We start from the raw sequence: 14,960 nt of genomic DNA on the forward strand, positions 1-14,960 counted from the left end.
GGGGCATGACCCTAGATGAATCACAACGCGCGAAGGAACTGGCCGAGCTTGAGGAACGCCTCGAGCTCGGCCGTAAGCACCACGAAGAACTCATGGCGCAGATGAAGGCGAAAGTCCAGGAGTTCGAAGAGCGCCAAGCTGAGCTTGAGCGAGCTATTGCGGAGCGCAAGTCCGCAAAGTAAGCGCTATTGCTCACTGAGCCATGCAGCAAGTCGATGCACTGCTGCATGCTCAGCGTTGGTTCCGATGACCTCGTCTGCGACCTTCTTAAGGTCCGGGTGGGCGTTGCCCATCGCAACCGCTGTTCCAGCCGCCTGGAGCATCGTGTAATCGTTCAGGAAATCACCGATCGCGGCAGTTGCTTCCTGAGGCACGCCCAAGGCGTCCGCGATCGCCAGCAGCGCCTTGCCCTTGTCTGCCTCTGGGCTCATGATGTCGATCCAGTGCTGGCCACTAACTACGTGGTGCAGCCCAGGCGCGTGCGCCTGCACCCACGCCAGCGCGTCACGCTCTGCATCACCGTCCACGTAGAGCGCGACTTTCACGGGTTGTTCGAAGGGGACGTCGACAAGCGAATCCACGTTTGTGTTGGCGTGATAGTACTTTGCAATCTCTTGCTCGACTTCCTTAGATGCACCGCGCAGCGAGTAGGACTGCTCGGGAGTGCACAGCACCGCCGACGCTGAAAACGGCGCTGTTTCAAACGCGCGTAGAAACTCGCGCACCGGCTGCTCCGGCATGGCAGTCACGTCGATTATGCGGCCGTCGTGGAAGACAACGGAACCGTTCTCCGCGATGAACGTGTGAGGCTGATGAGTGGTGAACATGTCACGAAGCGTCGCGAGCTGGCGTCCCGATGCCGGCGTGACCAGGACTTCGCGGTCGTCGGCAAGGCGAAGGAGCTCCCAGAAGGCGTCGGGAATGCGCCCGTGTTCGTCGAGCAGGGTGCCGTCCATGTCGAGGGCGATGATCTTCGGGCAAGGCATAGATTCGTTTCCTCCAATGCGTTGATGTACGTGCACAGGGTACCGAAGGTAGTTTCGCGCCAGCTTGTCGACGCCACGTTGGACAAATACCGCCATCCAGCACCGGGGGTGTGTTTTGGGGGTGGGGTGCGGGTTTACTTGGCGTTGCACTACAAAGCCCACCTAAGGCGACTGATGTAACCATATCTTGCGGTGCGGTTGGTTTAGCTGGAGTATTTGTAACAAAGATGGACCAATACACGCTACGATAATTCCTGTATTGGGGGTACGGCAGCTGTGTCATGTACCCCCAAGGCAAACGTTTCCCAATTGTTCAATTACCGCATGAAGAGGATGACTGTGTCTACGCCTACGAATACAACGCACCAACAGGACTGGAATCACAAGCTGACCCTGGCCCAGGAAATGCTTCCGCTCATCAGCCAGCTTCACCGTGAAAACAACGTTGTCACCTCGATTTTTGGCCGACTGCTGGTAGGTGTGACGGACATCGACATTATTAAGGCGCACCGGTACGCGCGTCGCATTGTGGAGAAGGAGCTTCCGCTCGAGGACACGTTGCCGGTGCTTCGTGAGCTTGTTCAGATGAACCTCGGCACGGCATCGATTGACCTTGGCCGTCTTGCCAGCGACTACAAGAAGTCCGGCGCGAGCGATCTGCGAGCCTACTTGAACGAGGCGCTTGCCGACGTCGTCGATACGGACTCGGAGCTCGAGCCACGCGATGTTGTGCTGTATGGTTTCGGCCGCATCGGCCGCTTGTTGGCCCGCATTCTGATTGCTCGTGAGGCGATGTACGGGGGAGCGCGCCTGCGCGCCGTCGTCGTGCGGAAGAAGGGTGACGACGACATCGTCAAGCGTGCATCTTTGCTTCGCCGCGACTCGGTGCACGGCCCATTCGACGGCACTATCACTGTGGATCACGAGAAGGAAGTCATCTGGGCCAACGGGACGCCGATCCAGATGATCTACGCGAACGATCCGGCATCCATCGATTACACCGAGTACGGCATCAACGATGCGATCGTCGTTGATAACACCGGTGTCTGGCGCGATGAGGCTGGGCTGAGCCAGCACCTGAAATCCAAGGGTGTCTCCCGCGTTCTGCTGACCGCTCCAGGTAAGGGCGATATTAAGAACATCGTCTACGGCATCAACCATGCTGACATTGCGGACGGCGACCAGATCCTGTCCGCGGCTTCGTGCACCACGAACGGTATTACGCCGGTGCTGAAGGTCATCAACGATCGCTACGGTGTGGTGCACGGCCACGTTGAGACAGTGCACTCCTACACGAACGACCAGAACCTGGCTGACAACTTCCACAAGGGGGACCGCCGCGGTCGCGCTGCTGGTCTCAACATGGTGCTGACGGAAACAGGTGCTGCAAAGGCTGTGTCGAAGGCGCTTCCCGAGTTCGAGGGCAAGCTGACCGGCAACGCGATCCGCGTTCCAACGCCTGACGTTTCCATGGCGGTGCTCAACCTCGAGCTCGAAACCGAGACGACAAAGGATGAGGTCAATAACTTCCTCCGTAAGGTCTCGACGGATTCTAACCTGCGCCAGCAGATTGACTACATCCAATCGCCTGAGGTTGTCTCGACAGATTTGCTCGGTACCACGCACGCTGGTGTCGTTGACGGGTTAGCGACGATTTCGGCCGGCAAGCACCTCGTGCTCTACGTCTGGTACGACAATGAGTATGGCTACTCCCACCAGGTAGTGCGAGTTGTTGAGGAGATCGCGGGTGTTCGCCCGCGCATTTACCCCGCACGGACCGTTCCGGAGGATCTGAAGTAGTCATTTCTTTTCATGCCCCAGGCTGCACAGGGCAGTTCCTGGGGCATGATGAGTTATTGGGGGGTGTACGTTTTTGCGCTGGGAGTTCGCAAATTGACGTTCATACACTAAGTTAAAAGCGTACGTCTTTCGGTATGGGTGATTCGAAGAAGTGTAAGGCAGAGGCAATAGTGCGTCGAGGTAAGTGTAAAACCGGGCTCGCGGTCGCAACGGCGACTTCAATCATGCTTGCGTCCGCAGGTAGTGCTCCAACATATGCCCGTGCCGAGCAAGATTCTCCGGGAGTGATCGACGAAGTTGCCGTCGATACTTCAAACTCGCTGGGGTTTGAGGAACTTCCGGAAGGGAAAGCGAAGCGCTCGTACCTCTTCCTCGATACCGATGGTTCACCACTGCAGGACACCGAGGTACGGTTCGTGAGCCAGGACGGGAAGACTTCGCACGTTGCGCGCACCAACGAGAATGGTGCAGTTGCGTTCATCGTCGACCCAGGTTCGTACCGCTACCAAATCTATGGCGGAAAGGACCCGGAGAAACCGCGCTTTGTTTCGGGTTGGATCACCGTCAAAGAAGACACGTTCATCATCACCTCGCTGAAGCTGCCTGCTGAGCAAACCATTTTCTATACATGGCCGAAGATTGACTTGAAGCCAGGTGAGCACAAAGTGGTCATGCCAAACGAGGAGAATGAGACCGGTACCGAGTTTGAAAAGATCGGTGGGACTCCTGAATGGGTGACTGTCTACCGTGACGGCACGGTGGAGGTTGCACCACTCGAAACGACGAAGGCCGGTGTGTACACCGTCAAGATTCGCGCTTCGAACGCACCTGACTTTGCCGTCAGGATTGAGTTGCAGGAATCAGCTAGTGGCGCTGATCGATACGCCTTCAAGTATCCAACCAGCTACGTTCGTCCCGGTTCTGTCGGTTCAAGCATCACACCGAGCTTGACGCTGCGTAAAGACGGCTACGACTTCATTAACCAGCCGGTGCCTCGTGGGACGATGTTTGAGACTTCATACCCAGAAGCTACGATCGATAAGAACACCGGCGAGGTCAAGTACGTCGCTTCGAGGGGCACCAAGGTCGGGGAGACCGTCAAAATTCCGGTGACCGTGACGATGCCCGACGGCAGCCAGCTGAAGACGGACGCCGCTTTTGAGGTGATCCCTCCGCTGCTCAAGACAGTAACGGACATCTCCTATGATGACGCCCGCGTGGCGCCAGGTGGAAAGTTCGTTGCAGATCTCAACTCCCGCGAACCGCTGCCCGTTGGCACCGAGTTCCGTTGGGACGCTAGAAAGAACGCTGACCTCCGCGGATGGAACGTCGCCGTCGACAGTGCCACGGGGGTCGTCGAGGCTGTGGTTCCCGAAAGCGTCGAGGACAAGGAGTACAACTTACACATCCTGGCCAGCTATACGGATGGGTCAAGGGAGTACGTAACACTGCCTGTGCACATCGTGAACCAACTCAGCCCGGAGGAACTCGAGGCGCACAAGCTGCGCTATGCACAGCAAATCGTGACCCCTGGTAAGGCGTTCACCGCTGAACCAGAGGGCGATCCTGTCTACGGCAGCGTGTTCTCCATCGAAAACGACGGTGGCATTCCGATCACCATTGACCGCGCGACAGGCCGCGTCACTGCAAAGATTCCGGCAGATACCGAGGCAGACAGCACCTACACCTCGAAGCTGCGCGTTGACTTCCCCGGTGGGCACCAAATCATCGAGTTGAAGGCAACTGCTAACTCGTTAGCTAGGAAGAACACAGTCGACTACGCTGTGCAAGAGGGCTTTGCCAAGCCGAAAGATCAGTTCTCTGGCGTCCACTATGGGCTGCCAAAGAGCTACAAGAACCAGGACGCGAACGTCGATATCAACCCGGAAACGGGCGAGGTGCGAGCTACGGTGCCACGTAGTCAGAAGCCAAAAGAGATTAACGTTCCTGTTGTTGTGACGTGGGAAGATGGCTCACAGCAGCTGGTCGACCTACACGTTGTGCCTAAGCAAACAGCGACGCAAAAGGAGCTGAACTGGGAGCGCGTGTGGTGGATCGTGCCGTTCATGATCGCCGCTGAGGGCCTTGGTGTCTTACTCTTCTGGTTGTGGGACAGTAACAAGCATGTTCCGCCGTTTAACGCGGTGACGCATGCGTTGAAGAACGCCGGATTTAACGTTTCGGGATAAAGGACGAGAAAAGTGAAGATGAAACGAGCTCTTGCTATCGCGCTGTGCGCAGGCCTTGCCTTCGGTGGGGTGCAGCCTATCGCTGAGGCTGGCGTTCAAAAGAATCCCGGCGGCGTCTGGATCGAGAATGATTCGAAGACTGAAGGCTTTGCTACTTCGAACCTGGCGTACGGGTCGAAGCTGAACACGACGTTCCAGAATCCGCAGTCGGTCGGCGGTTTGCTCGAAAGCAGCCTGCAGACTGTCCTGACCGTCGACGGGCGACAGGTGGCGTTCCTCCCGACTGAGACGAAGTCTGACGTTGAAGAAAACGAGATCGGTTACAAGGTCATCCTGACGCACTACGATGCGAACACCGAAATCCAGATCACGCGCACGATTGAGATCGGCACAAATTCGATGGACGTGACGGTCGAGGCTACGAACAAGTCGAAGCGTGACCGCAAGATTGACATTGAGATGTTCTCTGCCGTGCCAAAGTATGCGCAGTATCAAGGTACCTACCGAGGCGGAAGGTTTAACTTCGGTCCTGCCGAAAAACCTGGCTACGATGTTTCGGTGAACTTCCGTGGTGCTGACGTCTCAAAGGCGGCGGGGCACGCGATCGAGTCTGGCGAAGCTAGCCGGGTGGGTGAAGTTGCCGAAGACGGCGCCGGCTACCAGTACGCGGCGTGGAACAAGGAACTACCAGTTCAGGGGACGGCGTCGGTTACCGCGAACATCTTCATCCAGACGCAGCCCACGGCGAAAGACACTGACCAGGATGGGCTGCCGGATGAGTGGGAGAAGGTGGGGTTTACCGCTGCTGACGGGACCCAGCTTCCACTCGACAGGTGGGGGGCGAAAGTAGGACAGAAAGATCTGTTCCTGCAGTTGAACTGGATGAAGTCTGAGTGGGAGACGCTGAACTGCAACGAGGTGAATAAGTTCGGCGCGAACATCCAAGACTTTGAGAAGTTTGCGAAGTGCGCTGAGGCGAACGCGAACGTGTACCGGCCCTCCCGTGAGTCCCTGATGGAGCTGGAGGATAAGTTCGCTGCGCACGGGATTCGTCTCCATATCGATGCTGGTGACCTCTACACCTCCATCCCTAACTACGAGAACAGGCACGGTGGCCCAACGGAGGACTTCACCCCGCTGTACTTCGCGGATGGTATGTCGAAGCGAGACAAGCTAGGGCAAAAGCGCCAGGAGCTGCTCGGTACTCGTGAGTCGGTGTTCCGCGTCGGCATTATCGGCGACCAGATGGAGAAAGGCGACTGGTCGACGGGTACCGGCCTGGTCAACGACTCTGCGTTTTACGTGTCTTACCACGAGAACGTGACCAACCAAGAGCAGCTGCGAAACACCATCCTGCACGAGTTCGGCCACAACCTAGGCCTGACCCACAATGGCGCACTGTCGACGAACCCGGTGGATACCGAGGCGTATTTGCCGACGTACAAGTCGGTCATGAACTACCTCTACCAGTGGTCGCACTTCGACTACTCCGACCAGGCCTATGAATCGGTCCCCAAGACCGACAAGAGGTACCCGAAAGACAAGTGTGAGCAAGACGGGGTGGTCTGCTACGAGGGCAAGTACTCCGTGCCAGCGGACTGGGACAACCTGAACCTCAAGGGCAAGTACATTGGTTCGGGCGAAGGCACCGTTGGCACCGACGACATTCCGGAGCCAAGCCACAATATTTCTGCTCGCGAGCTAGAAATCATTGCTGCAGATCAGAACCCGGGTAAGGCCGGTTTCCGAATGGCCGGCGGTGAAGATGCGGCGGTGGTGACGAACCGTTCAACCGACGTACTGACTGGTGAGATCCGCAACCTCGGTCTGGATGTGCACAAGTTCACGGTGTACGCCAAGTATCCGACGATCACGGGTGCGGAGCCAATCGAAGTCACTGTTCCTGGCCAGATTAACGCCAGCGGTGCGGAACCTTCTGCACGTGTTGAAATCCCGATCAAGAATGCAACCTCGCTGCGGGACTCGACGATGCCGCTTGAGATCCGCATCGTTAACGCCGAAGGCGACGAGGTATTCAAGGAGGAGTACCAGGTTTCCGTTCTTGACTACACGGCGGAAGAGATGGAGCGCATCCGCAAGGAGATCGAGAAGGATCCAACCGCTAGTGACCGCCTGAAGGAATCTGCGCGCCGGATTCTGGACCCGAAGGCTGGGCGTCAGGCACCGGAGGAGCCGGACCGCATTGACGTTGAGACGCCGAAGCCTCAGGCGCCACCGACCGATACTGGTGTGAACACGGGCCAGTCGGACAAGTCGTCCGCGTCCGACAACGTGGGGATGATCGTCGGCATTATCGCTGCAGTCGGCGGTGTGTTGGCGGCGGTCTACGCTGCGGCATGGGCATCAGGTCTTCTGAAGTTCTAAACTTCTCTCTACAAAGGCCCCGTGGGAATTCTCCCGCGGGGCCTTTCTCTATTTGTGCAGCTCAACCATATCTTCGTGTGAGTTTGCACATAATAAGTTGCAAGTTCGGTAGGGCGAACTTTAGAGTTGGTGAGGTACACCTTAGTTTGAAAGGAAACACTTCATGTCACGCACATCCAGGATCCTCACTGCATGCGCGCTTGCCTTGGGCGTAGGGCTCGCAGGCTGCTCGTCTACCGAGGACAACCAGGCGACACAGGACGGCATCAACGCCGACGGTGCGCTGCAGGTCTACGCAACCACGGGTTACCTCGCGGATGCCATCGCCAACATTGCGCCTGAGGCGGAGGTCACCACGATGGTTGGCCCGGGCGGGGACCCGCACACCTACCAGCCCTCAACGAAGGACATCGACAAGATTCAGTCCTCCGATGTGGTGTTCTGGAACGGCCTGCACCTCGAAGCTCAGATGATCAAGCAGCTGGAGAGCCTCGGGGACCGCCAGCTGGCAGTAGGAGACAAGCTGCCGAACAATCTGCTGCTTGACTGGCCAGAAACCGATGCTGAGGGCAACCCTCTGCATGACCCGCACGTATGGAACAGTCCAGAGGCGTGGAGCCTGGTTGTCGGCGAGGTCGCAAACAAGCTTGCAGAGGTCGACCCTTCGAAGTCCGATGAGTACCACGAGAACGCCGCGAAATACCAGGCGGAAATCGCGGATGCGAACGAAAAGGCTGCAACCATGCTGGCGAACATCACTGGGCCACGCATCTTGATCACCGGCCACGATGCCTTCAACTACTTCGGCAAGACCTACGGGTTGGATGTGTACGCGACGGACTTTGTTTCCACAGAGGCGAAGCTGTCGGCGTCGGAACTTTCGGACCTTGCGGATCTCATCGCGGACAACAAGGTGCCGACGATCTTCCAGGACAATCAGGCGAACCCGCAGGCGATTAAGAGCCTGCAGGAGGCTGTGCACGCCCGCGGGTGGGATGTCGCCATTTCTGACGAGGAGCTCTTCGCCGACACCCTCGGCCCCACCGCGCCAACGGATACCTACATCGGGGCGTTCCTGCATAACGCTGAAGCAGTTGCTGCAGCGCTCGGGGGCAAGTAACCCATGACTACGCAGACGTTTGCGTGCGCGACGCATAATCTTTCCGTTGCCTACCACCTCGATCCGGTCCTGGAACAGGTGAATGTGCGGTTCCCCGAGGGCGCCATCATGGGGATCGTCGGGCCGAATGGTGCCGGCAAGTCAACACTGATCAAGGCGATGCTGGGGCTTATCCCGACGCTGACCGGGGAGACCGAGTTCTTCGGCCAGCCGCTCAAGGCAGTGCGCCACCGCGTGGGGTACATGCCACAACACGCGAGCGTCGACTGGGACTTTCCTACGACGGTGCTCGACGTGGTGACGATGGGTACGTACGGGAAGCTGGGCTGGTTCCGCAGGGCGGGGAAGCGCGAACGCGCCGCCGCATACGAAGCCTTGGAACGCGTAGGGATGCAGGATTTCGCTGGCCGCCAGATCGGCGCACTCTCAGGCGGGCAGCGCCAGCGCGTCTTTCTCGCACGCGGGCTAGTACAGGACCCGGACTTGTTCTTCCTCGACGAGCCGTTTCAAGGCATTGACGCGAAAAGTGAGGCGACAATTATCGACGTGCTCCGCACCATGCGCGAGAATGGCACAACAATCGTGATGGTGCACCACGACCTTTCGACAGTGCCGACGTACTGCGATGCGGTGACGCTGCTGGATAAGACAGTGATTGCATCGGGGCCAGTCTCCTCCACGTTTACGCCGGAAACGATTGCGCAGGCGTACGGGTTAGGCGCGGACTCGATGAGATTGTTGGGTGTGCTGTGATGGGGACGTCGATAAGCCTTGGTGCGTTCTTTGCGAACCACACCTATGCCATGGTGTTTTGGGGGACCACCATCATTGGCGCAGTGGCAGGGATGCTTGGGACGTTCGCGTACCTGCGCAAGCAGTCGCTGACCAGTGATGTGATTTCGCACTCCGCACTACCAGGCACGTTGCTGGCGTTTTTGCTGTGCGTCGGGCTGGGAGTCGACGGCCGTAACATGGTTGCGCTGCTGGTTGGAGCCGTAGTCACTGGTACGTGCGCGGTGATGGTGGCGAACACGATTACTGCCCGGACGCGGACGTCGATTGACGCGGCGATGGCGATCAGCTTGTCGTTCTTCTTCGGGTTCGGGATGCTGTTGCTGGACGTGATCACGAGCAATCCGTTCCCAGGCAAAGGTGGTATTCAGGACTACCTGTTCGGCAACGCATCCGTGATTACCAGGGCGGACCTGCGAATCAGCATCATCGTCGGGTTGCTCGCGGTCTGCGTGATGTGCGTGTTGTTTAAGGAGTTCGAGCTGCGCTCCTTCGACCCCGTGCAGTCCACGATGCTTGGGTTTCGCCCGAGGGTCATCGACACGGTGATGTTCATGACGATCGCGCTTGCGACGGTGATCGGCGTCAAATCTGTCGGGTTGGTGTTGATGGTGGCATTCGTCGTAACTCCGCCTGCCGCGGCGCGCCAGTGGGTGCAAACGGTGCCAGCGATGGTCGTGCTCGCGGGCGTGTTTGGAGCCGTCGGCAGTGGTGCTGGATCCTACTTGTCCATCGCGCTTGGCAACGTGCCGACCGGCCCCGTTATCGTGCTTGTCCTGTTCGCGGTGTTTCTGGTGTCGTTCATCTTCGCCCCGAAGCGAAGCGTCATCGCCCGGGCCCGTTCGCAGCGGCGAGCGACGGCAGCGCTGCGTGCCCGGCTGGAAACAACAGTTTCGGCGGAGGTAGCGTCGTGAGTTTCATCGTCGGAACACTTTTGCTCGCGGTGGTCACGGCGTGCGCATGCGCAGTGCCGGGAGCATTCGTTGTGCTGCGGAAGCACTCCATGCTCATAGATGCTATCGGGCATGCGATCTTGCCGGGCATTGCCCTGGGGTACTTGTTTACGAACAACCTGAACTCACCGGTGGTGATCGTGTGCGCGGCGCTGGCCGGTGTGGCGGTGGTCCTCGGCGCACAGTGGCTCGGGGATTCGGGACTCGTGACTGGAGACGCCCCGCAGGGCCTCATCTTCCCGGCACTGTTCAGCGTGGGCGTCATCCTGATTACCTCCCACTTCTCGAACGTCCACCTGGATACACACGCGGTGCTCGTCGGCGACTTGAACCTGGCTGCGTGGAATCAGCTTACTGTTGGCGGGGCGCAGCTGGGACCGGTGTATCTCTACATCATGCTCGCGGTGCTAGCGCTCAACGTGGTCGCGATTGGTCTTGTGTATCCGCAACTGCTCGCGTCCACGTTTGATGGCCAGTTCGCACGCAGCATCGGCGTGCCAGTGAGCATGCTGTCCGTCGCGTTTATGTTCCTGGTGTCCTTGACCGTCACAGCAGCGTTCAACGCAGTCGGGGCGATCCTGGTCATTGCACTGGTGGTCATCCCCGCGGCAGCAGCCAAACAGTTGGCCACGACGGTACCGCGCATGATGACCCTGACGGTTCTGCTCGCTGCGGTTGGGGCAGTCGCAGGCTTCGGCGTCGCCTACCTTCTCGACGCCCCCACCTCCGCCACGATGACTGTCATCTACGGGCTCGAGTTCCTCAGCTGCGCCCTCTGGGCACGGCGGGCTCAGCGGTCACCCACACGGCGTCCGCTGCGCGTTTCCCGAGCGCAAGTGGAGGTTGCTGGCCGTCGATAAGCACTTCGACGGTGTCAGAGAACGGGGCTGCCTGCTGGGTACGCAAGTGCGTACCCACCGTGATACCGGAGGTGTCGAAGAACTGCAGCAGACTCGGGTCACCGTCGGAGACACGTTGGACCACGACGTCGTTGTCTGGGGCGATCGTGCTCAGCGGCTCAGCGTGGAATTGCGGCACGGTGCCGTCGGCGGCGGGGATGGGGTCGCCGTGTGGGTCGCGGGAAGGGTAGTTGAGGTGGGCGTCGAGGCGCTGCAGCATGAATTCCGAAACGGCGTGCTCGAGGACCTCGGCGTCGTCATGCACCTGGTCCCACGAGTATCCGAGCGTTTCCACGAGGAATGTTTCGATGAGGCGGTGACGGCGAATCATCGCGACGGCGTGCGCGCGGCCTTCCTCCGTCAGCGTAATGGGCGCGTAAGGCTTATGGTGTACGTACCCTTGCTGAGCAAGCTTCTTGACGGCGTCCGACACGCTCGAGAGCCGAAGCCCCATGTAATCCGCCAGCACCTTGGTGGTCACCTTCGTGTCTGACCATTCGGTGAGCGCCCAGAGTGACTTGAGATAGTCCTGCGTACTGGTGGAGAGCTGGGAAACGGAATCCATGGGGCTTACTGTACAGACTCGAGAATGAACGCGAGGTGCATGGTCTGCAGCTCGAGCTCGCCTTCGGTCGCCGGCAGCGAAGCGATTTCCTGACGCGCCTCAGCGGTCAGCGGGATGACCCATCCAGCATTGGGGTCGAGTACAGGAACAGCGGGCTTTTTGACGGGCACCCAAGTCACGGTGCGCGCGCCGGGGCAGATCATTTGGAGCGGGCCGTCGATACGCTGGAGCTCCGCGAGTGCCGCCGGTGTAGAGGTCACGACGACCAATCGTTCGTCCGAACCTGGAGAGAGCGCCGCAGTCGTGACCTTGAGCACCGGGAGCTCCACACGCTCATACTCCGTCGGGTACTCTGCGAGTGCAGGAGCAGCGCCCGCCCCGAACCATTTCTTGATCTGACCCAACACGCTCATGGTGCACACGATACCCTGTACTAGGGTAAACGCCATGGAACACAGCGAATCGCCTCCGGCGACAGACTACGTCGTGCCCTATGGTCCCGGCGAACTCGTGCACGTGCCGCAGCACAGCGACAGGCCTGACGTGTTCACAAAAGATAACCGAGTGACGCCGCAGGGCTGGGTATACGTGGCCAAGCGTGTCATTGCAGACTTCTCCGTTGACGCGATGCTTGACCGCGCGGCTGCGCTGACCTATTACGCCGTGTTGTCTATCGCTCCGATGATTTTGGCGGTCTACTCGATCGCGACGCTGCTGCTGCCACGTGACGAGGCCGCCGTCAATGACATCATTGACGACTTCATTGCACTCTATGTACCCGAAGCATTGGAGGATGAGGCCCTGCGCTTCCTCCTGACGGTGATTGGCACCCCGGCGCAGAGCACGATTGCGCTGGTGGTATCGATCGTGGTCTCGCTTCTTTCCGCATCCGCGTACGTGCGGTCCTTCTCCCGGAACGCGAACGTCATGTACGGCCGCATAGAGGGGCGCAACCTGGTCCGCACGTGGTTCACCATGTGGGTCACCACGCTGATAATGGTGCTTGGGGTGATCGTGATCATCGTCGGCACGTTTTTGCGCGAGTCAATTGTGAACGGTCTGCTGCAGCCGATCGCAGAACCTCTAGGGATGACAGATACCGTTGATTACCTGACAAAGATCTTCCTGCCTGTCTGGGATTACGCCCGCTTCCCAGTCATCATCGTGACTGCGATCGCGTTGATCTCCGTGCTCTACTACGTTTCGCCCAACGTACGGCCGGAGAAGTTTCGCCTGCTCACCCTCGGATCTTCGATGGCGTTGACGGCGATTTTCATTATTTGGCTTGGCTTTTCGTGGTTCATCGGCACGATCGGGATTTCGAGCGCGTACGGGGCGTTCGGTACGGCAGGTGCCGTGCTTGTTCTGGTGTGGGTGATGAACGTCGTGCTACTTGAAGGCGTCAAGATCGACGCGGAAGTGCTGCGCGTGAAACAGCTGCAGGTCGGCTATGACGCAAAAACAATCATTCAGGTCCCGCCGAGAAGCACGAAAGCGGTCGATTTCCGGCTGAAAGTGCAGCACTGGATCGACCGCAGTGCCTCCGCGCTCAAAGAGCAGGGGGAAGACGACGACGTCGAGGAGGGGCCGGAGGCCTAGTCCGCGACGAGCGGTTCCATCGTCAGGTTCGGGTGCTCCTTCTGGATGAAGGCCAGGCGCCACTTATCGCCGAACAGCGCGATCAGCTCGCCGTCGGAGCGCGTAAAGATCTCGACGCCGCGCTGGCGTCCAAGCGCCTCCGCGGATTCGGCATCGGTGCGACGTGCCACCGAGTACGGGATTGGTTCCGTGACTGTTTCCACGTTGTACTCCAGCTCCATGCGGGCCTGCATGACCTCGAACTGCATCGGGCCGACGGCCGCCATGACCGGAGCAGCGTCGCCGCGCAGGTCGTTGCGCAGGATCTGGACAACGCCTTCCGCATCCAGCTGGTCGAGGGCCTTACGGAACTGCTTATACTTGCCCAAAGACTTAGCGCGCAGCGTCTGGAAGTGTTCCGGTGCGAACTGCGGCATCGGCGGGTATTGCACCTTCTTGCCTGCGTAGATGGTGTCGCCCGGCGCGAGCGAACCGGCGTTGACCAAACCGATGATGTCGCCCGGGTAGGCGGTTTCCACGGTGTCGCGGTTACGCCCGAAGACCGTCAGCGCGTACTTGGTGGAGAACGTACGGCCACTTTGGGCGTGCGTGACCTGCATACCGCGGTCGAATTCGCCCGAGATGACGCGCATGAACGCCAGTGTGTCGCGGTGGTGTTTGTCCATGCCTGCCTGCACTTTGAACACCACACCGGAAAAGTCGTCGTCGAGGTCACGGTGAGTATCCATCGCGGTGGTGGAAGTCTCGACGGCCTTGGGGTCGGCGTCACGGCCCTGAGGAGCTGGCGCGATCGCGCACAGCGTGTCCAGGATTTGATGGACACCGAAGTTCAGCATCGCGGAGGCGAAGATGATGGGGGAGGTCACGCACTGCTCAAACAGCGTCTGGTCGTGCACAGCGCCGTCGGCGGCAAGCAGCTCAGCTTCCTCGACGGCGGTCTCCCAGGTCTCGCCCTCGCGGTTAGCTGCCTCATCAGGGGAGTAGTGTTCTTCCGGCGCGATAGTGGACCCGCCGGCGGTACGGATGAAGTGGATGTAGTTGTCTGCTTCGCCGTCGGCGTTGATGTGGGCGAGGCCGCGGAAGTCGCCAGCTTCGCCGACAGGCCAGTACAACGGCGTCGGCTGCAGGTCGATCTCCTGGACAATCTCGTCCACCAGCTCGAGCGGCTCGCGGCCGATGCGGTCCCACTTGTTGACCACCGTGACGATCGGCAAGCCGCGCGCCTTGCAGACGCGGAAGAGCTTGAGGGTTTGTGGCTCAAGGCCCTTGGCGGCGTCGATAAGCATGACAGCGGCATCGACTGCGGACAGCACGCGGTAGGTATCTTCGGAGAAATCGGCGTGACCAGGCGTATCAACCAGGTTGATCATGTAGGGCGTCGTCGCCTCCGAGCCTTCGGGGAGGTACTCGAACTGGAGCGCCGAGGACGCTACGGAGATTCCGCGTTCCTTCTCCATGTCCATCCAGTCGGAGACCGTCGACTTGCGGTTGCCCTTGCCGTGCACCGCACCTGCCTCCGAAATGACGTGCGCGTGCAACGCAAGCGCTTCCGTCAGCGTTGACTTACCAGCATCGGGGTGGGCAATGACTGCGAACGTGCGGCGACGGTGGGCCTCTGCGCGGGTACCAGTAGACGTGCTCATAAGTGCTCAAGCGTAGTCGCAAGGCGGGG

13 protein-coding genes are annotated in these 14,960 nt (G+C 59.4%); 9 read left to right on the forward strand and 4 right to left on the reverse strand.

All coding sequences use genetic code 11. The features are described 5' to 3' along the window. Positions 1-5 precede the first annotated feature (5 nt). Positions 6-182: a hypothetical protein gene (locus tag QP802_RS02720; RefSeq protein WP_168156190.1), complete on the forward strand. Its 177-nt coding sequence runs from the start codon at positions 6-8 to the stop codon at positions 180-182. 3 nt (positions 183-185) lie between these two features. Here the strand turns inward: QP802_RS02720 and QP802_RS02725 are convergent, their stop codons facing one another. Beyond that, on the reverse strand, positions 186-986 hold the full coding sequence (locus tag QP802_RS02725) for an HAD family hydrolase (protein ID WP_284817544.1): 801 nt from the start codon (positions 984-986) through the stop codon (positions 186-188). A gap of 339 nt (positions 987-1,325) precedes the next feature. Here QP802_RS02725 and QP802_RS02730 point away from each other — a divergent pair, with 339 nt between their 5' ends. From QP802_RS02730 to QP802_RS02760, 7 genes are all read left to right on the forward strand, one after another. After that, positions 1,326-2,786, forward strand: a complete 1,461-nt coding sequence (locus tag QP802_RS02730; protein WP_256007874.1) for a glyceraldehyde-3-phosphate dehydrogenase — start codon at positions 1,326-1,328, stop codon at positions 2,784-2,786. Between the two features lie 170 nt (positions 2,787-2,956). Then, a complete protein-coding gene (locus QP802_RS02735; protein ID WP_284817545.1) occupies positions 2,957-4,975 on the forward strand; it encodes a Rib/alpha-like domain-containing protein in 2,019 nt (672 codons plus the stop codon). A gap of 18 nt (positions 4,976-4,993) precedes the next feature. Next, positions 4,994-7,360 (forward strand): zinc metalloprotease, encoded by a 2,367-nt coding sequence (locus QP802_RS02740; RefSeq protein ID WP_256006388.1) that lies wholly within the window; start codon positions 4,994-4,996, stop codon positions 7,358-7,360. 163 nt (positions 7,361-7,523) lie between these two features. Further along, positions 7,524-8,480 (forward strand): metal ABC transporter substrate-binding protein, encoded by a 957-nt coding sequence (locus tag QP802_RS02745; protein WP_070362790.1) that lies wholly within the window; start codon positions 7,524-7,526, stop codon positions 8,478-8,480. A 3-nt stretch (positions 8,481-8,483) separates the two neighbouring features. Further along, the gene (locus tag QP802_RS02750) at positions 8,484-9,233 is read left to right on the forward strand and encodes a metal ABC transporter ATP-binding protein (protein ID WP_070362789.1); all 750 of its coding nucleotides are present in this window, start codon (positions 8,484-8,486) and stop codon (positions 9,231-9,233) included. 50 nt (positions 9,234-9,283) lie between these two features. Next, positions 9,284-10,186 carry a metal ABC transporter permease gene (locus tag QP802_RS02755; protein WP_240492728.1) on the forward strand — a complete coding sequence of 301 codons (903 nt, stop codon included), beginning with the start codon at positions 9,284-9,286 and terminating at the stop codon, positions 10,184-10,186. Then, positions 10,183-11,085: a metal ABC transporter permease gene (locus QP802_RS02760; RefSeq protein ID WP_070362787.1), complete on the forward strand. Its 903-nt coding sequence runs from the start codon at positions 10,183-10,185 to the stop codon at positions 11,083-11,085. Before QP802_RS02755 ends, QP802_RS02760 begins: the two co-directional genes overlap by 4 nt. Here QP802_RS02760 and QP802_RS02765 read toward each other — a convergent pair. Together QP802_RS02765 and QP802_RS02770 are read right to left on the reverse strand one after the other, a co-directional pair. Further along, positions 10,988-11,689 (reverse strand): metal-dependent transcriptional regulator, encoded by a 702-nt coding sequence (locus tag QP802_RS02765; RefSeq protein ID WP_070362786.1) that lies wholly within the window; start codon positions 11,687-11,689, stop codon positions 10,988-10,990. The two genes, QP802_RS02760 and QP802_RS02765, sit on opposite strands and share 98 nt — an antisense overlap. Positions 11,690-11,694: 5 nt before the next feature. Then, positions 11,695-12,138, reverse strand: coding sequence for a hypothetical protein (locus QP802_RS02770; protein WP_070479302.1), 444 nt, complete (start codon positions 12,136-12,138; stop codon positions 11,695-11,697). On the opposite strand from QP802_RS02770, the gene QP802_RS02775 reads away from it, so the two are divergent. After that, positions 12,137-13,288 (forward strand): YihY/virulence factor BrkB family protein, encoded by a 1,152-nt coding sequence (locus QP802_RS02775; protein ID WP_071573295.1) that lies wholly within the window; start codon positions 12,137-12,139, stop codon positions 13,286-13,288. The genes QP802_RS02770 and QP802_RS02775 overlap by 2 nt on opposite strands. Here QP802_RS02775 and QP802_RS02780 read toward each other — a convergent pair. After that, positions 13,285-14,931: a peptide chain release factor 3 gene (locus QP802_RS02780; protein ID WP_071573296.1), complete on the reverse strand. Its 1,647-nt coding sequence runs from the start codon at positions 14,929-14,931 to the stop codon at positions 13,285-13,287. The two genes, QP802_RS02775 and QP802_RS02780, sit on opposite strands and share 4 nt — an antisense overlap. Positions 14,932-14,960: the final 29 nt, after the last annotated feature.

Origin of the sequence: Corynebacterium sp. UMB10119B, assembly GCF_030228125.1 — a bacterium.
GTDB classification, from domain to species: Bacteria; Actinomycetota; Actinomycetes; order Mycobacteriales; family Mycobacteriaceae; genus Corynebacterium; species Corynebacterium pseudogenitalium.

Excerpts from the sequence above, each read along its gene's own strand:
- QP802_RS02725 (WP_284817544.1), bottom strand. The coding sequence starts at position 986 with ATGCCTTGCCCGAAGATCATCGCCCTCGACATGGACGGCACCCTGCTC.
- QP802_RS02720 (WP_168156190.1), top strand. The coding sequence starts at position 6 with ATGACCCTAGATGAATCACAACGCGCGAAGGAACTGGCCGAGCTTGAG.
- QP802_RS02750 (WP_070362789.1), top strand. The coding sequence starts at position 8,484 with ATGACTACGCAGACGTTTGCGTGCGCGACGCATAATCTTTCCGTTGCC.
- QP802_RS02765 (WP_070362786.1), bottom strand. The coding sequence starts at position 11,689 with ATGGATTCCGTTTCCCAGCTCTCCACCAGTACGCAGGACTATCTCAAG.
- QP802_RS02740 (WP_256006388.1), top strand. The coding sequence starts at position 4,994 with ATGAAACGAGCTCTTGCTATCGCGCTGTGCGCAGGCCTTGCCTTCGGT.
- QP802_RS02775 (WP_071573295.1), top strand. The coding sequence starts at position 12,137 with ATGGAACACAGCGAATCGCCTCCGGCGACAGACTACGTCGTGCCCTAT.
- QP802_RS02770 (WP_070479302.1), bottom strand. The coding sequence starts at position 12,138 with ATGGCGTTTACCCTAGTACAGGGTATCGTGTGCACCATGAGCGTGTTG.
- QP802_RS02780 (WP_071573296.1), bottom strand. The coding sequence starts at position 14,931 with ATGAGCACGTCTACTGGTACCCGCGCAGAGGCCCACCGTCGCCGCACG.
- QP802_RS02755 (WP_240492728.1), top strand. The coding sequence starts at position 9,284 with ATGGTGTTTTGGGGGACCACCATCATTGGCGCAGTGGCAGGGATGCTT.
- QP802_RS02745 (WP_070362790.1), top strand. The coding sequence starts at position 7,524 with ATGTCACGCACATCCAGGATCCTCACTGCATGCGCGCTTGCCTTGGGC.